Raw genomic sequence first — 20640 nt, 5'->3', positions numbered from 1 at the left:
CGTTACTCTTGGCTGAAGCCGGTCTCGTCGATTTCCCTGACCAGCTCCGCGGTGGTCAGCGGCAGATTGCCGACCCGCGACACCTGCAACGCCGCCGCGAGCGAGCCGAGATAGGAAGCCTGCCAGACATCGGCGCCGGCGCGCAAGCCCATCGAGGAGGCCATGAAGAAACTATCGCCGGCGCCGGAGACATCCTTGGGCGAGGGATTGAAGGCGGGCAGGCGATCGGAGGTGAATGTACCGTCTGCCATCGTGTTGATCAGTGCGCCTTCCGCGCCGAGCGTAATCACGAGATTCTTGGTTCGCGCGCGCTCGACCAGCCGCTCGCTGATGACCGCAAGTCCGGAGATGAAGTCGTTGAGTGCGACGCGGGCCTCGCGTTCGGTCGGCGTCAGCAGGGTCATGCCCTTGAAGCGCGATACATCGCCGGTTTGCGAGGAGACCTGGCTGTCGGCCGCCATCATGACCCCCTTCGCCCGTGCCAGGTCGGCGATCGCATCCACCAAATCCTGCGGCAGGCAGCCGTAATTGAAGCAGGAGAACAGCAACAGATCGCTGGTCTTGAGCGCCCGCTCCACGGCGGTCAGCATCTGCTTCTGGATGTCGGCATCGGCCGCATGCTGGCGCAGATGATTGACCCGTAGCAGCGTCTTGTTCAGTGCGCGAAAACGCTGTTTGCGCGTGGTCGGACGGCTCTGATCGGTGAAATGTTGGAAATTGACGCCGTGCTGTTCGAGCGTACTGCGGGCAAAATGTGCGGCTTCATCCTCGCCGACCAGCGTGAAAAAGCTGACGTCGGCGCCGAGGCCGTGCGCATGGGCCGCGACGGCACCGGCGCCCCCGACGAAGGTACGCGTCATCAGCGGGGTCACCACGATGGTCGGATCTTCCTGCGACATGCCGACGGCATCGCAGGTGACGTATTCATCGACGATCAGGTCGCCGATTACGGCAACCCGCATGCCGGCGAGCTTACCGAGCAGGCCCTTCAGCTGCGAGATGTCGAAGCCGTGGCGCTTGGGAAATTCGAGCGGCTTCCTGACCGTGGAGATGTCGATATTGGCATCGCGTTCCAAAAGCGCCAGCGAGGTGAACCGCAACTCGCCGGAGGAGAACAGCAGCCTGCCGCCGTAGGCGTCCACCGCCTCCTGCTCGGGATTGGCGCGATCCTCGAACTCCTTCCCCTTGACCACGATTGTCGGCTGAAGCCGGCGGATGAAGGCTGCCGCGGAATCCTCCAGGCGAACCGCGTGGTGCACGAAAGAGATCGAGCGCACATTGTCGAGCCGCATATCCTGCGTCAGGGTCACGCCGGGCGTGGAATCCGGATTGACGCCGACCACCAGGACGTCGGCCTGCTCGGCGGCAAACTTCAGAAGCCGCAGATGCCCGGGGTGGACGACGTTGAAATTACCCGAGACGAACGCAATGGTCTGGTCGGGCTCGCACGAGGCGCGGATCGTCTGACAGACCTGGTCCGCACGTGATGTATCGATCAGGTGGTCCAAGGGTTTCGTCTCCGGCTTACTCGAATTCCGACGCATAATAGCCGGCAAGCGTGCTATCAGTCCCGCCGATTCGACGGCGAGGCCGGACCGATACCTCAACTGATCGGTTCAGAGAAGCGCGTTTATGAGGCGAATCCCCGGTTTCCGCTCCAGCCTGAGAAATCAAGGGAAGTCCTCCGGATCGCACCATCAATGGTTCCGTTCGCAATGTCGACGCGTCTATGGTGGCAGGTGCCGACCAACACATAACTTGGTCTTGCGTTCGACACAATCCTGGCGCGAAGCCTTAAACATGCCGCTATGAACGATTGGCGAAGATCCAATTCGAGGGGTCCGGAGTGGGAGTGGGGGGAAGACAATTCATCGGCTCATTGACCGGCCTGCGTTTTGTTGCGGCGGCGACGGTGGCGGTGGGGCACGGGGCACTGTCGCTGCGGCAGGACTGGCTGTCGCAATTGGTGGCGCAAATCAGCAGCGTCGGCATGACGCTGTTTTTCGTGCTGAGCGGGTTCGTGCTGTGGTTGAATTATGCGGCGAGCTTCCGAACGATGCCGCTCAGCGGCGCATTGCGCGAGTTTGCCGTGGCGAGGTTTGCGCGCCTTTATCCGATGTATGCGGTCGTCGTACTCGGCATCGTCGGCTACTTCATGGTGTCGCGCGGTGTCGACCTTCGCTCGCTCGGATTCATCCTGACGATGACCCAGGCTTGGTTTCCGGCGCTCGGAGGAACCATGATGGTCGCCGTGGTCGCCTCGCTGCAGCACCTCTGGTCGATCAGCGTCGAACTCTTCTTCTATCTTTTATTCCCGTTAGCGTGCTTTGGCCTCCGGAGGGTCGATCGGCCGCCGATGATCGCATTGCTTGCGCTGCTCAATCTTCTGGTCTTTGCGGTCGCGATCTGGGCGTCCTTTAGTCATGGGACAGCTTTGCTGAGAGCGATCGCCCCGAGTCTCGGCGATGGCGGGATGCAGTGGCTGACCTATTATTCACCGTATCTGCACATCTCTCAGTTTCTGGCGGGCTGCTTTGCGGCAATGGCTTATATGCAGCTGGAAACGAGGAAGATCGGCGAACGAGAGCAGGCCGTCGTCGCTGTCTTGTTCTGGTTGGCCGTGGCCGGGCTGCTAGCCGTGCCGGTGGCGTTGTTCCTCCAACCCGGATGGGGCGACTTCGCGGTCTGGATCGAAATCTCCGTGCGGCTCGTCGAGGTCATCTGCTTCTCGGTCATTCTCGTTGCGGCGAGCCGATATGGCCATGCCGGCTTTCTCGCGACGCGGGCCGTGGTTGTCGGCGGGGAATGCAGCTATTCGATCTATCTTCTGCATCCATTTCTCATTCGGCCCGCGATGATCGGAAACCCGGACACACCGTCGGTTGTAGAATTTGTGTTGCGCCTCGGCCTGTATGTCGCGATCATAACCGCAGTGGCGTGGGTGACATACACGATGATCGAAGCACCCTGTCGCGCTTGGCTGCGGAGCGCGCTCGGCACCAGCGCGCCGCGGGAGGTCCTACCTGCAAGATGGCGACTACCGCTCGCACCCTGAATGAGCTCCCGCCCAGGAGCCGCAATCTACGCGTCTACCTGGTCGCATTGGCGGGGAGCTGTTCCGCCGTTGCGCTGCTTATCGCGCTTACGGCGTCGTGGCTGTCCTACGATGGAGGTACCGCGCACGATTTTATTTCGCAGATCGCACGCGACGGCGATGCCAACTGGTATCGCAATTTCGGTGGGCGCAGCGTACCCCAGATTCAGGATCAGGATATCTTCTACAGCAATATCGGATCTTCCGTGGCGTCGGTCAAGAATGCGGATATCGTATTCCTCGGCCCATCGTTCGTCAGCTACGCCATCGATCGCCAAACCCTCCAGTCGTCTCCGGAGCTCGATCGGCTCAAGATTTACAATCTTGCTTTTGTCGGTCTGCGTGGCGGCGAATTCTCTCGCCGGATCATCGAACGCTGGAAGATCCGCGCGCCGCTCTGGGTCATTAATGTGGACGATCAGTTCGTGCATTTCTTCAGCGATGACCTGAATGTCACCCTTGGGCCGCAAAAGGTGCCGATCGCGGCGGTCCAACGTGACCGGATCCGCGGCTTTATGACGGTGGTGGGACGCAATCTCCGCTGGCGGGTCGAGGATGCGATCGCTGCCCTCGAGACCGGCCATTTTTCGCCGATCGGGATCTATCGCAACGTCGCCAATGGCGATATGGCCCTTGACGTCAATCCCGCCTATCTCGCCGCCGGTAACGGGCCGATGCGGCTTGCGCGCGATCCGGACTGTCATACCAACGCGGATATCGTTGCTTACGGCAAGCGGTTTCTGAGTGAGATCGGCGGTCGTGCCGTGCTGATGCTGGTGCCGCACAGCCAGGCCTGCGTGCAGCAGGCACGTGAACTGGCCGACGCGCTCGGAGTGGAATTCATCGCGCCCTCGTTCGACGGGCTGACGACTGTCGACGGCGGCGGTCACCTCGACAGGAATGGAGCGCAGCGATTTACACGCGAACTCGCCGCGCAACTGATCAAGACAAATGCCTTCAGGCAGGCTGTGCGGGCAAGGCCGGCAATGTGAATTGTCGGACTGCTCCGCACCTATCGCTCCCGATGCGGGCGGCGAATTCTCAATGATAGAGATCGAACGGTTCGCCGGCGGACCGTTCGAGGTCGGCCGCGAGGGCTTTCTTGTCGATCTTGGGAAAGAGTTCCTGGAAATCCTTATGATCGAGCAAGGCGAGGAAGGTGCGGAGCATGCCACGTTCCGATGGATGGGCCGGATCGAAGAAATTGCCGGCATCCGCCGCGAACGGCGCACGGCTCATATCAAAGAAACGAATGCCAAGCTCGGATAGCCGCTGGACCGTCGCTTCGCTCCGCAACTCGCGCCACAGGCCTGAATAGGGCCGGTAGGTTTCGTCATTGTCGAGGAAGTCAGTCGCGCTCTTCAGAAAGGGGTACTGGACGGCCACGACGCTAAAGTCGCGTTGCCGCGCCAGCTCCGAGAGGCGCGCGAGTTGCCGGAACTGCAAATCGCTCAGATGCTGAGCACCAGGGAATGACGATGTGACGTATTCGGCGCCCTTGGCCAGAGTCTCGGAGGATGTCAGCCGATAGCCTGGAGCAACGAAGATCGATCCGTCGTCACGGAAGCCGAACTGACCACGGATGGCCTCGGTTCCGATCAGTCGGTTGTGGTCGATCGGTTCGTACTCATCCCCGGTAACGGCGGCTTTGATGGTGTCCCAGCGCCAATTCGTACGCACGCCGAAATCTACTACGTCGTGCAGCTTGCGCTGGTAGGAGTCGATGCCCTGGCGATAGTCCATGGTTCGCTCCTTGCGCCAGACGCTGGCCAGCCAGTCGCCGAACAGGAAGTAATCGAGCGCCACGATCACCACACGGGGCCTGCGATCCGACGTCGCCCGATCGACGAAGTCGACGATATGCTCGAGTGGCCACGCCGTCAGGCATGCATTATACGCGTTATAGGGACGAAACATCTGCGCACGGGCTTGGCCGCAACGCGAGCTTCCGACCAGGAGCACCTCGGGCCGGACCAGCTTGATCCGCTCGAGCTTATAGGGGGCGTAGTCCTTGAAGTTACCGAGCCACAGCACCTTGTGGTCGGCCTGCTGTTCCCCGGCAATGGTCGAAAGTGGAACTGTGGCGCCCAGGCGCCAGCCGGCCCATTCGAGCGTACCAACCAGCGGAAGGAACAGGACGGCGTATAGCGCCAAGACAACAGCGGAATAGGGCAGCAACGGTATGATTCTCCCGCAAGTTGCGAAGGCGCAAGGCAACTATCTAGGAGGCTAATGGTTCCACAATCCGTGTAATTTCGGGGTTGGGGACAACTGCGGTCGGGAACCCGCTGGTATTGCACCACGGTTCCGGTATTATGGAACCCGATTTGTATCGAGTGCTGGAATGCTGAGGACAATTTTGGTGGGGGCCGCCGTGTTCGCGTTGGCGGCGGGTCTCGTGGGTATCATGTGCGTGTTGCGATACTATGGCTCCGAAGGTGCGTGCGGAATGAGCTCCCAACACCGCGAGCTTGGAGCTGCGATGTTGATTGGTGAGTGCTACTAGCTCGGGCTCCGCGCGACCTGGCCAGGCATTAGAACTGGAAATACAGGAACTGCGAGTTATCCCCGGCGATGATGTTCATCAAAATGGCCGCGACGAGGCCAAGCGATGTTCCCACCGCCCAGACGACGGATGGGCGCCAGCTCACGTTCAGCAGGCTCCACGGGCGGGGATTGTGGTAGGTCTCGATACCGACCTTCCACTGCGCGAACATGGCGTTCACGTTCGGGAGCGCGAGACAGGCGAGATAGCCCGCCAAGATCATCAGCATCTCCCGGTGATCGACCAGTGACGTCGGGCCGATCTTTTGCGGGTTGGACAGTCCGATCATGCCCTTGATCACCCGGATCGCGGCATTCGGATTGTCGGCACGGAAGAACACCCAGGCGAGGACGACCGCGATCTGGGTGAGGCAGAGGCTTGCAACAGGGTACCAGAAGGAACGGCTCAAGCGTTCGAGCGCGGGACGCTTCTGCGTCAGCGCGGTCCAGCGATGGTTGATGATCAGGAACAGTCCGTGCAGCGCGCCCCAGATCACGAAGGTGAAGCCCGCGCCGTGCCAGAGGCCGCCGAGCAGCATCGTCAAGAACAGATTCCAGTAGCGGCGCTGCTCGCCGTGGCGGTTTCCTCCCAATGGAATGTAGAGATAGTCGCGCAAGAAGCGGGACAGGGAGATGTGCCAACGGCGCCAGAACTCGATGATGCTTTGCGACTTGTAGGGCGAATCGAAATTGAACGGCAGCCTGATACCGAACATGGTGGAGATGCCGATCGCCATGTCGGAATAGCCGGAGAAATCGAAATAGATCTGCAGCGAATACGCCAGCGCTCCACCCCAGGCGTCGGCCATCTGCAGGTGATTCGAGTTGGCGGCCTGGAACACAGGACTGGCCATCAGGCCGAAGCTGTCGGCGATGAAGGACTTCTTGAACAGCCCGATCGTCAGGATGGTGAGGCCGATCGCGATCTTCTCGGCCGATATTCTGCGGCTTTCGTCGGACCCGAACTGGGGCATCATCTCGCGGTGATGCAGGATCGGCCCGGCGATCAGGTGGGGAAAATAGGTGACGAACAGGCCGTATTTCACGAAGCTTCCTTCGTGCGGATAGCCGCCATAGACGTCAGCCAGATAGGCGATCTGTGTGAACGTAAAAAACGAGATGCCGAGCGGCAACACGATCGCAAGCGCAGGATGTTTGGATGCGGTAATCGCGTTGAAGATCTGGATGCCGAAATTGGTGTATTTGTAGAAGGCGAGCGCGCCGAGATTGGCGGCGATCGCGACCGCGAACAGCCAGCCGCGGGGCTTACCCTTTTGCTGCGCGATCAGCAGCCCCATCGCGTAGTTGAAGACGATGGACACCACGATGATCGGAACGAAGTGAACATCCCAGTAGCCGTAGAAGGTCAGGGAGGCGAGGGCGAGCCAGCTCAGCCGCGCAACGGGCGCCTCGACGAACCGGGCCAGAAGAAAATAACCCGCCAAGGTTGCAGGGAGAAACAGGAACAAAAACTCAAACTGCGTGAAGAGCATGTGAGTGTTTCCCCGCGTTGCTTAATGTGACTGCGATTTATCAATGATTGGCACGTCTGCCAAGTTTGGGTGGAATCTTCTCGTCGGCCGACACGCGCGGGGGTGAAATTGTGGTTGGACGCGTGGACATATCGGTCATCAAGATTCCAGAGGAAACCCGCAGGTTCTCGTCTTGCGCCTCACAGCCGCTCTGTTATAGCTACGTATGGACAGGTTGAGGGCCTGCGCAGCCCGTTGCGGAACCCTTGTCTGTCGGTCTTCTCTGTCGGTCTTCCTCATTCCAACCCATTAGCTTCTGACTCCTCCACGTCTGATCGCTGCTGCTGCAATCCATGTCGTTCAGAGATCGAGCCGTTCCGACATGGCCACCTTCGCGCCTGTGATGTCACCCAGTCTGGATTCGGTTTCAGGTGCGAATCGGGCCGTACCGTCGTCGTGGTCGACGATATGAGGCGCGGCCGATCTGCAGATCGCTTCGTCGAAGGGCAATCAAGTTGCGAGCAAGAGCTCGCGTCCCGTGTTCCACGGACATCAGGTTTCTGCGGGGGGCACAACTCAGACGGGCCGTCCTCCTTGCCCTTAATCTCGGTTGCTCATGATCAAAAGCGCTGAATTGACGCCTCAAAGCTTCACGTTCAAGCGTGCCGCGCGGAGATATCTGGGCATTTTGGTCTGCCCGTTCCTCGTCGTGGGGTTCATTTTCTCGGGCTTTATATTGCCGTCCAGCGGCGGAGCCGTTCCGGACTACTTCTCTCAAATCGCGCGCCCCGCGGACGCGAACTGGTATCGCGATTTCGGGGGCAGAAAAATTCCCCAAATTCAGGATCAAGATGTTTTTTATAGCAATGTCGGCTCTTCGGTCGCCGCGGTGAAGGCCTCGGATATCGTGTTTTTAGGGCCGTCTTTCGTAAATTACGCGATCGACCGCGGGACATTGCAGTCTGCTCCTCTGCTGGACCGGCTGAAGATCTATAACATGGGCTTCGTCGGTATCCGTGGCGGCGAGTTTTCCCGACAGGTGATCAATCGCTGGAACATCCGGGTCCCGCTCTGGGTGATCAATGTCGATGATCAGTTTGTGCATTTCTTCAGCAGCGATCTCAATGTGACCTTGGGACCCGAGAAGATACCGGTCGAGGCCGTCAGGCGTAATCGAATAACCGGCTATCGCACCGTCGTCGGCCGCAACACGCGATGGCGCATCGAGGATATCGTTGCGGCCTGGCAGAATGGCCAGTTTGCGCCGACGGGCCTGTATCGCAATGTCTCGAATGGAGACATGACGCTGGATGCCAATCCGGCCTATGTTGCCGACGGTAACAAGCCGATGCTTTTGGCTCGCGATCCGAATTGTCAGACGACGCCTGAGATCGTCAACTACGCGAGGGTTTTTCTGCGGGAGGTCGGCGGCCACGTGGTCTTCATGCTGGTGCCGCATAGCCAGGCTTGCGTGCAGCAGGCGGTGCAATTGGCCAAGGCGTTGAATGTCGAGTTCATCTCGCCGTCATTTGATGGTCTTACGACCGTCGACGGAGGCGGTCATCTCGATAAAAAAGGAGCCGAGAAGTTTACCAAGCGCCTTGCGGCGGAGCTCGTCAAGACCGAAGCGTTCAAGCAGGCATTCGGCGACATCAGTTCGCGGCAGCCTCGAGCGAGTCGCTAACGCCTGCCTTGGCCGGCCATCGGTCGCTCAAGGTAACCGGCAATCGAATTCTTGTGGCCCAGTTGTGATCAATGATGCCTGGGCCTGTGCCGGATATCTGGGTCTCTATTCAATGGCCATCTACACATCTGCGCGGATATGCGGCACGTTGGTTGTTACTTGGCCATCTGCAACGAACTCAACATCTTCCGCTTTGATCGAGCCACGCTCTATGATAGTTGCTTCAACTGAAGGTGATCAATTCTCAGTATTGGTCTGCGGGCTGAGGCGGCCGAACCGCTCTTGGCAGCATCGATTTTTTAAACCTGGGAGCCGGAGCCAGCGTTTCATCTGACATGAGCAGTGAGCGCACGGTCGGTTCTTCGCCCGTCGGAAGAGAGGCGGGCACGATGGATTCGTCGATTTGGAAGGCATAGCGGCATGGCATTCCGAAAAGCGGTCGGTGGCCTGCGGTCCCGGCGTTCGATTTATCTGGCTTTCCTGATCGTCGGAAAGCTGCTCAATCTGCTACCTCATCGTGCCGTCTTTCTGATCCTCGTGGGATGCGATGCCTTGCAGCTTCGGGGGCGCGGGCGTCTGTGTCAGGCCTATTTTCCCTATGTCGTATCTTATCTCGCCGATCGCCCCGACTTTCGGTTTTGGAGCGCACCTTGCCGTCCCTTCAGCAAATCGGCGGGCCGGGTGCTCGTTGGAATCGGGGCCTATGCGGAAGCGTACGAGCGGATCATCGCGGCCGGGCTCGTTTCGGTTTCGGCGGATCTCTCTTATGCGCTGCTTCGATCGATATTTGAGCTTGGCGAGTTTGAAAAAGCCCGCGAGATCGTGCCGCAGATCAAGCAGGAACACGTGCAGTCCCTGGCGAGACTGGCGTTTCTGAAGGCTGCATTTGACATGATTGTCGGCGACGAGGCTGCGGCGCTCGAGAGCATGTTCTGGGCATGCCGCAACGATCTGTCCTTGCTGCGCCCGCATCAGAACATCGCGGCACGCCCATCAAATACATATCTTCCGAATCCTCTCGATTTTCTTTGCCGCGAGCCCGGGCGACTGTTCGATCTTTGCAACTTCGCCGGTCAGCGCGTCACCCATGTCGGCCGCGGCGAGGTCGGTGTGCGGCTCTATGAACGCGCTTTGGATGCGCAATCCGAGCTGCAGGGGCAGATGCCGCCGCAGCTGTCGTCGGCGCTGGAGACTCAGCTCGCGAAACTCGGGGTTTCGCTTGGCGAGTTCTGGTTGATTCCGGAGGAGTGGTCGACCCAGATCGGCCATCTCGGAATGCTCGACATCCTGTTTCGGATGCGTGAGCTCGGATGGTGGTCGGGCAGGGCGGTGCTGGTGGCGCGTCCCGAGCTGATTGCCAATCCGGCCTTCTTTCGCCTGTTCGAAGAGCTCGGCAAGGTGGTCGTGATCGGAGAGACCGTGTCTGAACAGCTCGGCGAGGAGCTGCTTTCGCTGCAGCGCTGGTACGGGCTGAATTTCAATGCCTTCCGTCTGCCGGATGGACGCGTCGTGCCTTGGCAGGACGCCGGCGCGCTTGCGATTGCCGAGTGGGAGCGGCAGGGGCGCGGGCATCCGTTGCGCGAGGCCTATGATCGCGTTTACGGCTCAGCGGGCACTGCAGACGCAGCCTTTCGGCAGATGCGCCAGGCTTGGGGCATGGGGCCCGAGGATTGGTATGTGTGCCTGCATACCCGTGACGCCGCCCATTATCTGGAGTTCAACGGTACCGGGCAGAGCCATCGGAACGCGCCGATCGAGACGTCCTTGGATGCGATCCGGTACGTCACGGCTCAAGGCGGCTGGGTCATCAAACTCGGCGGTCCGAACTCGCCGAAGCTGCCGCCCCTGGAACGGACCATCGACTATGCATTGAGCGATTTCCGCTCGGAACTGATGGACATCCATCTGATCCGGCACGCGCGGGCGTTCATCGGGACGACCTCCGGATTGACCAATGTCGCGATCAGCTTCGGGGTGCCCTGCGCCATCGTCAATGCGATCACGACAGACGCGCAGCTCTGGAACAAGAATGTTCGGTTCGCGCTGAAACCGGTTCGCTTGCGCGATGGGACCATGCTCACCCAGCGCCAGCTCACATCCTCGCCCTGGCGCTGGCGCGTGTTCGATGCGGCTGTGCTCGGCCGCAGCGGCGCACACCCCGGGAATAATTCGACGGAGGAGATCCTGCAGACCGCCAAGGAGGTGGTGGAGTTGGCAAGCGGACGCGCCGCGGAATTCGAGGCCGGATATGACACGGAGGCGCTGTTGTCGCGCTGGCAAAGTCAGCTGAGCTCAGCGTATTATTATGGCACCAGCCGGCCGAGCCTCGACTTTCTCGCCCGATACCGCGACGAGTTCCTGGCCGGCCCACCGACGGAAGGCTGAACGATGCGGCGCAGTGCACGCAGCTTGGGTGGTACGCCATGTGCGGCATAGCAGGCCTGCTCCGCCCCGGCGGTGGTGATGAAAACCTGTTAGCCGGTTATGCCGGCCGGATGACCGAAGCGCTGGCGCATCGCGGCCCCGATGCCTCGGGACTCTGGACCCAGGCAGAGGCGGGCGTTGCGTTCGGGCATCGGCGGTTGTCGATCCTCGACCTGTCCGAGGCCGGCGCGCAGCCGATGCGCAGCGCATGCGGCCGCTTCACGGTGACCTTCAACGGCGAGATCTACAATCATCTCGACATTCGTGCGGAGTTGGAGGTAGCCGGCGCCGCGCCCAACTGGCGCGGCCATTCGGACACCGAAACGCTGCTCGCGGCCGTGAGGCAATGGGGCATCCCGGCAACGCTGCAACGGATGATCGGGATGTTCGCGTTCGGGCTCTGGGATGCCGATGCGCGTACGCTGACCTTGGCCCGTGACCGCTTTGGCGAAAAGCCGCTCTATTATGGCTGGAGCGGCGCGGATCTCGTCTTCGGCTCCGAATTGAAGGCGCTCGCGGCGCACCCGGATTGGGCGCCCGTGCTGGATCGTTCGGCGCTCACCGCTTTCATGCGCTATTCCTATGTGCCTACACCGGCTTCGATCTGGAATGGAATCCGAAAGCTGCCGCCGGCATCCTTTGTTACCTTCGCGGCCGATGCAAGGTCCGGCAGCTTGCCGCAGCCGCAAGCCTATTGGTCGCTGCGTGATCAGGTCATGGCCGCGCAGCGCCGGCGCCTGATCGACGAGCGCGAGGCGATCGACGAACTCGAACGGTTGTTGTCCATTGCGGTCAAGCGGCAATGCCTATCCGACGTGCCACTGGGCGCGTTCCTGTCCGGCGGCATCGATTCCTCGACCGTCGTCGCCCTGATGCAGGCCCAGGCCAGCCAGCCGGTCCGCACGTTCAGCATCGGCTTTGCCGAAGGTGCCTATAACGAGGCGGAGGATGCCCGCAAGGTCGCAGCCCATCTCGGCACCGCGCATACTGAGATCTACGTTGATGCGAAGACCGCGATGGACGTGATCCCCGGTTTGCCGCGCATGTATGACGAGCCGTTCGCGGACTCCTCCCAGATTCCGACCCATCTGGTGTCTCAGATGACACGCCGGCATGTGACGGTGGCGCTATCGGGAGACGCTGGCGACGAACTGTTCGGCGGATACAACCGGCATGTCTGGGGCGGGGCGCTGCAGGCGCGCTTGGGCCGCCTGCCGGTGACCTTGCGCCGAGCGGCTGGTACGCTACTCGGCGCCGTTGCGCCGGAGCCGGCTGATACGATCCTGAAGCTGCTGCAGCCGCTTTTGCCGGCGCGGTTGAACGTGCGCCACGCCGGCGATCAGGTCGCCAAGCTCGCCCGCATCATCGCGGCCGACTCGTTCGACGAGATGTATCGCTCGCTGTGTTCGATCGATGGCGAGCCGGCTGTGAGCGTTCTGCACGGCGAGGAGAGGGCAAGCTGGGCGGCGGAAGAGATGATGCGGATCGATGCGCCGCTCGATCCGCTCGATCGGATGACGCTGGCCGATTCCTTGAGCTATCTCAGCGACGATGTCCTGCAGAAGGTCGATCGCGCCGCAATGGCGGTGGCGCTCGAGACCCGGGTGCCGTTCCTGGACAAGGATGTCGTCGAATTCGCTGCGCGGGTTCTGCCGAGCATGAAGGTGCGGGAGGGACGCGGCAAATGGCTGCTCCGGCAGGTGCTGTACCGCCACGTTCCCTCCGAGCTGATCGATCGTCCCAAGACAGGTTTCAGCATTCCGCTCGATGCGTGGCTACGCGGGCCGCTCAAATCCTGGGCCGGCGATCTCTTGTCGCCGGCGCGGCTGCAGCGGCAGGGCTTGTTTGAGCCCAAGCGGGTGTCGCGCATGTTCGGCGAACACCTCAGCGGCCGGCACAATCATGCCTACTGGCTGTGGAACGTGCTGATGGCCGAAGCTTGGCACGACGCCTGGGTGACGGCGCGCTAGCCGGTTCGATACGGACGGTTCAGTCCTGGGCGGCGGCCGGAATGCTCATCGCGCCCGCGCCTTTCTCCGCGCTGAAGATCCAGACCAGTCCGCCCATGCCGCCGACGATGAAATAGACGGCCCCGAACAGGATCGAGACCACGGTGCCGTCGGCCGGAGCCAGCCCGGCGTAGCCGAACGCGACCATCATCGTTGCCTCGCGTACGCCCCAGCCGGCAATCGAGATCGGCAGCATCGTGATCAGCATGATCGGCGGCGTCAGCATGAACAACTGCTCGAAGTCGGCAGGTGCTGCGATCGAGCGCACCGCGCACCAGGCGATCACGACCGCAAGCACGTGGATCGACAAGGAGAGCACCGCGACCTTCACGCCCGTCGTCTTGCCGAAGATCACCTTGTTGGTGATCACGGAGCAGGCATGAACGTGCCGGGTCGGCCACCATGCCTTGATCCAGGCACCCGGCAGATATCCGAAGATCAGGAAGCCTGCACCGGCGGCCAGGGCCGCCATGTCGACTAGGACCAATGCGAGGCGGCCCTTCTCGTCCGCGATCATGCCATAGCTCCAAGGCAGGCTCGCGACGATGATCAGCGCCAGCGCGATGAACCCAACCGCACGGTCGGTGAGGATCGAATAGCTCGCCGCGCGCCAGCCGGCGCCGGTGCGGCCGATCAGCCACAACCGCACGGCATCGCCCCCGATCGACGACGGCAGGGTCTGGTTGAAGAACGCGCCGATCATGTTGTAGCGGAACGCCTGCAGATCGGTCAGCGGCGCGCCGCAAAGCGCGGAAATCTCCCGCCACCGGAGCGCGCCGATGAAGATCTGCACCAAGGTGATGAGAACGGCGAGCACGATCCAGCCGAGGCTGATCTGGCTCAGTCGCTCCCGGATGGCGGCGAAATTGATCCCGCGCAGGGCAAGATAGAGCAGGGCCAGGGATACCGCGATCCGAAGCAAAAGGATGAGAAAGGCACGCATTCAGGCCGGCTTTGCCCCTGATTCGGTCCGTCCAAGCCGGGTGAGACGCCCAATTCGTCTCGGCGTGGCTCTCGGAGTGTGGTTATCGGACCCGTCACGAGAGGCTTTCACCGTTCCAGCGGTGCACCCCTTGCGGTCCCGTTGCTACGGTGGCTAAACAGTCGCCGGGGTGGCGTCAATGGCCTCGAAAACGTCTGGAAAATCAATTTATGTCTCATGGCCGGAAGATTGCGGTGATTGGCCTCGGTTATGTGGGCCTTCCGGTCGCCGCAGCCTTTGCGCGCGGGGGCTGCCCGGTCACCGGCTTTGACATCGACGCCGGCCGTGTCGCGGAGCTGCGCGACGGCTTCGATCGCACGCGCGAGGTCGAAAGCGCCGATCTCAAACGGCCGGGCTTGAGCTTCACCAGCGAGCCGAGCGACCTGCGTGGCGCGGACTTCTTCATTGTCACCGTGCCGACCCCGATCGATGAAGCCAGCCGGCCGGATCTGTCGGCGATGCTCGCGGCGACGCGCACGGTCGGCGCGGTGCTCAAGCGCGGCGACATCGTGGTCTATGAGTCAACCGTCTATCCCGGCGCAGTCGAGGAGGATTGCGTCCCGATCCTCGAAGGCGGCTCCGGCCTGAAAGCGGGCGTGGATTTCAATGTCGGCTACTCGCCCGAACGCATCAATCCCGGCGACAAGACGCATCGCTTCGAAACCATCACCAAGGTGGTCTCGGCGCAGAACGCCGCGACGCTCGACATCGTCGCCGGCGTCTATGGCTCGGTGGTCACGGCCGGCATCCATCGCGCGCCGTCGATCAAGGTGGCGGAAGCGGCCAAGGTGATCGAGAACACCCAGCGTGACCTCAACATCGCCTTCATGAACGAGCTGTCGCTGATCTTCCAGGCGCTCGAGATCGATACCGGTGATGTGCTGGCGGCCGCCGCCACCAAATGGAATTTCCTGCCGTTCTCACCGGGGCTGGTCGGCGGCCACTGTATCGGTGTCGATCCCTATTATCTCACCTATCGCGCCGAGAAGGCCGGCTATCATCCCGAAGTGATATTGGCCGGACGCCGCATCAACGATGAGATGGGACGGCGGATCGCGCGCGAATGCATCCGCGGGCTGTTACGTCGCAAGGGCCAGAGCGGCACGGTGACGATTCTCGGCATGACGTTCAAGGAGAACGTGCCCGACATCCGGAATTCGCGGGTCATCGATATCGTCAGGGAATTGCAGTCGTTCGGCGTCGACGTGCAGATCGCCGATCCGTTGGCCGATGAACGGACGGTCGAAGACGAATATGGCGTGGCGCTGACGGCGCTCGACAAGCTGCGCCCGGCCGATGCCGTGGTGCTGGCGGTGGCGCATGAGGCCTATATCGGCGGCGGTTGGGCGCTGGTGCAGCGGCTGTTGCGCGACGGCAGCGGGCTTGTCCTCGACGTCAAGATGAGGCTCGATCGTTCCGCCAAGCCAGCCGTGATCGAGCTGTGGCGGCCGTAAGGACTGTGGCTCTGACAATTCGATCAGTATCGCCGCGAGTTGTCCGGGCGAAGGCCAGATCGAAAGCCGCACGTTGGTTAGACACTTGCCGGTGCTCTTCGGAACGGAGCACGTGATGGAGCGACAATGGCAGACGACATCGTCCTTGTGACCGGAGTGGCCGGCTTCATCGGTTTCCACGTCGCGCAGCGCCTGCTCGCCGACGGCCGACGGGTTGTCGGCATCGATAACGTCAACAGCTACTACGATCCGCGCCTGAAGGAGGCGCGGCTCGAGATCCTCAGAACTCAGCGCGGATTCAGCTTCGTCAAGCTCGATCTGGCCGACCGCGCTGGGATCAAGGCGCTGTTCGCGCAGCATCGCTTCCCGGCCGTTATTCACCTCGCGGCGCAGGCGGGCGTCCGCTACTCGCTGGAAAACCCGCACGCTTATGTCGACGCCAATCTCGAAGGCTTCATCAATATCCTCGAGGGCTGCAGGCACCATGGCTGCGAACATCTCTTGTTCGCCTCGTCCTCATCGGTCTACGGCGCCAACACCAAGCTGCCGTTCTCCGTCAAGGACAACGTCGATCACCCGATCAGCCTGTATGCCGCGACCAAGAAGGCCAATGAGCTGATGGCGCATTCCTACAGCCATCTCTACGGGCTGCCGGCGACCGGCTTGCGCTTCTTCACGGTCTACGGTCCGTGGGGCCGGCCGGACATGGCGATGTTCATCTTCGCCAAGGCGATCCTGGCAGGGCAACCGGTCAGGCTGTTCAACCATGGCCGGATGCGGCGCGATTTCACCTATGTCGACGATGTGGTCCAGGCGATCGTCCGCCTGGTCGGCCGGCCGCCGAAAGGTAATCCGGACTGGGATGGGAACCGGCCCGATCCCGCAAGCTCCAGGGCGCCCTGGATGATTTACAATATCGGCAACAATCACCCCGAAGAGCTCACCCACGTGATATCACTCCTGGAAAAGGAGTTTGGACGGCCGGCGATCAAGGAGATGCTTCCGATGCAGCCGGGCGACGTCGAGGCGACCTACGCCGATGTGGCCGACCTCGAGCGCGACATCGGCTTCCGGCCTGCGACGCCGATCGAAGAGGGCATTGCCCGCTTCGCCAAATGGTATCGTGATTATCATCGGATCTGACGGGCAAATTTTCTGATAGGCAATTTCATGGCCAGGCGCATCATTCCTCTCATCATGTGCGGCGGTGCCGGCACGCGGCTTTGGCCGGCGTCGCGCGAGGTACGCCCCAAGCAGTTCCTGCCGCTGTTCGGCACGCGCTCGACCTTCCAGGAAACGCTGTTGCGGGTCTCGGATGCAGCTCTGTTCGAGCGGCCGATCATTATCACCAACGCTGCCTATCGTTTCATGGTGCTGGAGCAATTGGCCGAGATCGGTATCGAGGCCGACGTGTTGCTGGAGCCGATGCGCCGCGACTCCGGCCCGGCGATCGCGGCCGGCGCCGCATTCGCACGGGCGCGCGACAGCGAAGCGATCGTGCTGGCGCTCGCCGCCGATCACGTGGTGCGGGACACTGCGGCGTTTCTCGCGGCCTGTCGCGAGGGCCTGGCGGCGGCCGAGAGCGGCCGGATCGTCACCTTCGGTGTCACGTCCGAGCGCGCCGCCACCGAATATGGCTATATCTGCCCCGGCGAGATCGTGTCGGGCCAGGTGCGCGCGGTGAAGAAATTTGTCGAGAAGCCGGATCAGCCGACCGCCGAGCAGTACATCAGGGATGGCTATCTCTGGAACAGCGGCAACTTCATGTTTCGCGCCGCCTTGCTGCTCGACGAATACAGGAAGTTCGACGCTGCGAGCGTGCAGGCGGTCACGGACTCCGTCGCCAAGGCCGGGCACGACCTCGGCTTCATCATCCTCGATGCGGATGGGTTTGCTGCGGCCAAGCCGATTTCGATCGACTATGCCGTAATGGAGAAGACGGGGCGGGCCGCCGTCGTGCCCGTCTCCTGTGGCTGGTCCGATGTCGGCTCCTGGCACGCGGTTTGGGAGTTGTCGGAGAAGGACGCGCAGGGCAATGCCGCGCGCGGCAGCACGGTGTTCGAGGACTCCCGCAATTGCAACGTGGTGACCGACAAGGCGCTGGTGGCGCTCGAAGGGGTGGACGATCTCGTCGTGGTGGCCACCCAGGACGCCGTGCTGGTCTCGCGGCAGAAGGACGCCAACGGCTTGAAGCGGCTGGTGGCGAAGCTGAAGACCGTGGCGCCGGAGGTGACCGAGGCGCACATCAAGGTGCATCGTCCCTGGGGCAGCTATCAGTCGGTCGACAATGGCGAGCGTCACCAGGTCAAGCGCATCGTGGTCAAGCCCGGTCAGCGCCTGTCATTGCAGAAGCATTACCATCGCTCCGAACATTGGATCGTGGTGCGCGGGACCGCACGCGTGACCGTGAACGAAGCGGTGACGATGGTGCACGAGAACGAATCGATCTACATCCCGATGGGCGCGGTGCACCGGCTGGACAATCCCGGCAAGATCTTGCTCGAGCTGATCGAGGTCCAGACCGGCTCTTATCTCGGCGAGGATGATATCATCCGCATCGAGGATGACTACCGGCGCGAGTAGGGGCTTGGTTACCGCTCTCGAATCAGGCGCCGCGTGCTAGATTCGCCAGAAGATTCTGGCGGAGGGGCATCCTTGCAAAGCACGATTGGTTCGCGCGCATTCCAGAATGCGCGTCTGCAGAAGAAAAACCGCAAGCAGGCCGACGCGCTGCTGCCCACAGCCGTTGCGGCCTATCGTGCCGGCCGCCATGCCGAGGCCCAGGCGATCTGCAGGCAGGTACTGGAGCTGCTGCCGGACTATTTCCCGGCGCTCCACCTGCTCGGCATCTCCGCGCTCGATTGCGGTCGCCTCGATGTCGCCGAGCAGGCGTTGACGCAGGCCGTCGCGATCGAGCCGCGCCATGCCGAAGCGCTCATCAATCTCGGCCTCGTGTTCTTTAGCCAGAAGCGCTACGAGGAAGCGCGAAAAGTGCAGGAGCGGGCGACCGCGGTGAAGCCGATCTTCCCGGTGGCGTTCACCACGCTCGGCAACACGCTGATGAACATGCGGCTGTTCGATCAGGCGCTGGAGGCGCACCAGCGCGCGATCGCGGCCAAGCCCGAATATGCCGACGCCTATTGCAACCGTGGCATGACGCAGCTGCTGATGCAGCGTCACCAGGATGCCTATGAGAGCTTCAACCGTGCGCTCTCGCTCAACCCCAGGCACATGCAGGCGACGTTCGGCCTCGGCCTCGTCGCCGTCAATCTGCGCCACTGCGAGCAGGCGCTGACCTCCTTCAACGCCGCGCTGGCGCTGAGCCCCCGTAACGCGGCGATCCTGGCGCAGCGCGGCCGCCTGCACCTGCAGATGGGGCATTTCGATCAGGCCGAGGCCGACTTCGATGCCGCGCTGGCTGCCGACCCGATGCTCGAGGCCGCGCTGCTCGGCAAGGCTCATGTCAACGTTCTCAACGGCGACGTCGCCCCGGCCATGGCTGCTTGCAACAAGGTGTTGCAGCAGAACGCCTCGTCCGAAGTGGCGCTGATCTGGCTCGGGGCCTGCCTCGCCGAGCAGGGCGACATCGCCGGTGCGATCCAGCTGTTCGATCGCGCGCTCGAGATCAAGCCTGACTTCGAGGAGGCGATCACCAAGAAGATCTTCGCGCTCGACTTCTTCCCCGGTTCCGACTTCGCCATGCATCAAGCGGTGCGGCGGGAGTGGTGGGAGCGGATCGGCGCGCGCGTCGCGCGCCGGCAGCTCGCCCCATCCAACCTGGATCCGGAGCGGCGGCTCATGATCGGCTATGTCTCCTCGGATTTTCGCAGCCATTCGGCGGCGCTGACCTTCCTGCCGGTACTGACCCATCAGGATCGCCAAGCCTTCAAGGTCGCTTGCTACTCCTGCTCGCCGCTCAAGGATCAGGTCACCGAGCAATGCCGCGCCGCGGCCGACATCTGGGTCGATGCCTCGCAGATGTCGGATGATGAACTCGCCGACCGCATCCAGGGCGATCAGGTCGACATCCTGGTCGATCTCTCGGGCCATTCGGGCGGCCACCGGCTGTCGCTGTTCGCGCGCAAGCCGGCGCCGATCCAGGTCACCGCCTGGGGCAATGCGACCGGGACGGGGCTGCCGACCATCGACTATTTCTTCGCCGATCCGGTGACGGTGCCGCAGAGCGCGCGTCCGTTGTTTGCGGAGGAGGTCTATGACCTGCCGGCCCTGATCACCACCGATCCGGTGGCTGATACGCAGCCGACGCCGCTGCCGATGCTGCGCAACGGCTATGTGACCTTCGGCGTGTTCAACCGGATCGACAAGATCTCGGATCAGGTGCTGGTGGTGTGGTCGGAACTGATGCGCCAGATGCCGGAGGCGCGGATCGTGATCAAGAACGGCGCGCTCGATCAGGCCTTGCTGCGCGACGGGCTGATCGCGCGCTTCGTGGCCCATGGCATCGCCGAGAGTCGTATCACCTGTCTCGGCGCCTCGATCCGTCATGAGCATATTGCCGCCTTCGCCGATGTCGATATCTCGCTCGATCCGTTCCCGCAGAATGGCGGCGTGAGCACCTGGGAGTCGCTGCAGGCGGGCGTGCCTGTCGTCGCCAAGCTCGGTTCGAGCTCGGCCTCGCGCGCGGCGGCTGCGATCGTGACGGCGGTGGGCTTGAGCGATTGGGTGGCCGAGGACGATGCGGGCTACATCGCGATCGCGCGCCGTCACGCGGCCGAACCCGCCGCGCTCGCGCAGCTGCGGGCCACGCTGCCGCAACAGGTCCTCAGTTCGGCCGCCGGCAATGTCGAGCTCTACACGCGCAAAGTCGAGGAGGGCTATCGCACCTTCTGGCGCCGCTTCTGCGCGGCCGGCACCTGAGCTGCTACGGGCCGTTGGCGGCGCAGCTTGCGGCTGCGGGCTGGCCGCGCGAATCAGGCATGTGTGTTAGGTTTTCGCAATCGCACCTCGGTGGAGACG

Annotated in this window: 13 protein-coding genes; 9 read left to right on the top strand and 4 right to left on the bottom strand. The window is 62.2% G+C overall.

Going from position 1 to position 20640, the window contains the following annotated elements:
- Positions 1 to 2 precede the first annotated feature (2 nt).
- Positions 3 to 1544: a PfkB family carbohydrate kinase gene (locus QX071_RS19985; protein ID WP_409977718.1), complete on the bottom strand. Its 1542-nt coding sequence runs from the start codon at positions 1542 to 1544 to the stop codon at positions 3 to 5.
- A gap of 308 nt (positions 1545 to 1852) precedes the next feature.
- Between QX071_RS19985 and QX071_RS19980 the strand changes: the two genes are divergently transcribed.
- Together QX071_RS19980 and QX071_RS19975 are read left to right on the top strand one after the other, a co-directional pair.
- A complete protein-coding gene (locus QX071_RS19980; RefSeq protein WP_315704393.1) occupies positions 1853 to 3055 on the top strand; it encodes an acyltransferase in 1203 nt (400 codons plus the stop codon).
- A complete protein-coding gene (locus tag QX071_RS19975) occupies positions 2977 to 4086 on the top strand; it encodes a hypothetical protein (protein WP_315704392.1) in 1110 nt (369 codons plus the stop codon). The genes QX071_RS19980 and QX071_RS19975 overlap by 79 nt, the downstream gene beginning before the upstream one ends.
- Before the next feature lie 49 nt (positions 4087 to 4135).
- Here the strand turns inward: QX071_RS19975 and QX071_RS19970 are convergent, their stop codons facing one another.
- Positions 4136 to 5272 (bottom strand): hypothetical protein, encoded by a 1137-nt coding sequence (locus tag QX071_RS19970; RefSeq protein WP_315704391.1) that lies wholly within the window; start codon positions 5270 to 5272, stop codon positions 4136 to 4138.
- A 356-nt stretch (positions 5273 to 5628) separates the two neighbouring features.
- Positions 5629 to 7131: an MBOAT family protein gene (locus QX071_RS19965; RefSeq protein WP_315704390.1), complete on the bottom strand. Its 1503-nt coding sequence runs from the start codon at positions 7129 to 7131 to the stop codon at positions 5629 to 5631.
- Between the two features lie 595 nt (positions 7132 to 7726).
- Between QX071_RS19965 and QX071_RS19960 the strand changes: the two genes are divergently transcribed.
- The 3 genes from QX071_RS19960 (at position 7727) to asnB (ending at position 13188) form a co-directional block, all read left to right on the top strand.
- Complete coding sequence (locus QX071_RS19960; RefSeq protein ID WP_315704389.1) at positions 7727 to 8794, top strand: hypothetical protein; 1068 nt, start codon at positions 7727 to 7729, stop codon at positions 8792 to 8794.
- Between the two features lie 420 nt (positions 8795 to 9214).
- The gene (locus tag QX071_RS19955; RefSeq protein ID WP_315704388.1) at positions 9215 to 11179 is read left to right on the top strand and encodes a TIGR04372 family glycosyltransferase; all 1965 of its coding nucleotides are present in this window, start codon (positions 9215 to 9217) and stop codon (positions 11177 to 11179) included.
- Positions 11180 to 11217: 38 nt separating this feature from the next.
- Positions 11218 to 13188 (top strand): asparagine synthase (glutamine-hydrolyzing), encoded by a 1971-nt coding sequence (gene asnB / locus QX071_RS19950; protein ID WP_315704387.1) that lies wholly within the window; start codon positions 11218 to 11220, stop codon positions 13186 to 13188.
- Positions 13189 to 13207: 19 nt separating this feature from the next.
- Here asnB and QX071_RS19945 read toward each other — a convergent pair whose 3' ends face one another.
- The gene (locus QX071_RS19945; RefSeq protein WP_315704386.1) at positions 13208 to 14170 is read right to left on the bottom strand and encodes a lysylphosphatidylglycerol synthase transmembrane domain-containing protein; all 963 of its coding nucleotides are present in this window, start codon (positions 14168 to 14170) and stop codon (positions 13208 to 13210) included.
- 209 nt (positions 14171 to 14379) lie between these two features.
- Here QX071_RS19945 and QX071_RS19940 point away from each other — a divergent pair, with 209 nt between their 5' ends.
- The 4 genes from QX071_RS19940 (at position 14380) to QX071_RS19925 (ending at position 20541) form a co-directional block, all read left to right on the top strand.
- On the top strand, positions 14380 to 15663 hold the full coding sequence (locus QX071_RS19940) for a nucleotide sugar dehydrogenase (RefSeq protein ID WP_315704385.1): 1284 nt from the start codon (positions 14380 to 14382) through the stop codon (positions 15661 to 15663).
- A 126-nt stretch (positions 15664 to 15789) separates the two neighbouring features.
- Positions 15790 to 16806, top strand: coding sequence for an NAD-dependent epimerase (locus QX071_RS19935; RefSeq protein ID WP_315704384.1), 1017 nt, complete (start codon positions 15790 to 15792; stop codon positions 16804 to 16806).
- 27 nt (positions 16807 to 16833) lie between these two features.
- Positions 16834 to 18246 (top strand): mannose-1-phosphate guanylyltransferase/mannose-6-phosphate isomerase, encoded by a 1413-nt coding sequence (locus tag QX071_RS19930; RefSeq protein WP_315704383.1) that lies wholly within the window; start codon positions 16834 to 16836, stop codon positions 18244 to 18246.
- Between the two features lie 72 nt (positions 18247 to 18318).
- Positions 18319 to 20541: a tetratricopeptide repeat protein gene (locus QX071_RS19925; protein ID WP_315704382.1), complete on the top strand. Its 2223-nt coding sequence runs from the start codon at positions 18319 to 18321 to the stop codon at positions 20539 to 20541.
- Positions 20542 to 20640 lie beyond the last annotated feature (99 nt).

This window comes from Bradyrhizobium sp. SZCCHNS1022, from assembly GCF_032484835.1.
In the GTDB taxonomy this organism is placed as follows: domain Bacteria; phylum Pseudomonadota; class Alphaproteobacteria; order Rhizobiales; family Xanthobacteraceae; genus Bradyrhizobium.
The sequence above is the reverse complement of the archived record's forward strand: the minus strand, read 5'-3'. Positions and strand labels throughout refer to the sequence as shown.

Excerpts from the sequence above, each read along its gene's own strand:
- QX071_RS19985 (WP_409977718.1), bottom strand. The coding sequence starts at position 1,544 with ATGCGTCGGAATTCGAGTAAGCCGGAGACGAAACCCTTGGACCACCTG.
- QX071_RS19965 (WP_315704390.1), bottom strand. The coding sequence starts at position 7,131 with ATGCTCTTCACGCAGTTTGAGTTTTTGTTCCTGTTTCTCCCTGCAACC.
- QX071_RS19960 (WP_315704389.1), top strand. The coding sequence starts at position 7,727 with ATGATCAAAAGCGCTGAATTGACGCCTCAAAGCTTCACGTTCAAGCGT.
- QX071_RS19955 (WP_315704388.1), top strand. The coding sequence starts at position 9,215 with ATGGCATTCCGAAAAGCGGTCGGTGGCCTGCGGTCCCGGCGTTCGATT.
- asnB (WP_315704387.1), top strand. The coding sequence starts at position 11,218 with ATGTGCGGCATAGCAGGCCTGCTCCGCCCCGGCGGTGGTGATGAAAAC.
- QX071_RS19945 (WP_315704386.1), bottom strand. The coding sequence starts at position 14,170 with ATGCGTGCCTTTCTCATCCTTTTGCTTCGGATCGCGGTATCCCTGGCC.
- QX071_RS19940 (WP_315704385.1), top strand. The coding sequence starts at position 14,380 with ATGTCTCATGGCCGGAAGATTGCGGTGATTGGCCTCGGTTATGTGGGC.
- QX071_RS19935 (WP_315704384.1), top strand. The coding sequence starts at position 15,790 with ATGGCAGACGACATCGTCCTTGTGACCGGAGTGGCCGGCTTCATCGGT.
- QX071_RS19930 (WP_315704383.1), top strand. The coding sequence starts at position 16,834 with ATGGCCAGGCGCATCATTCCTCTCATCATGTGCGGCGGTGCCGGCACG.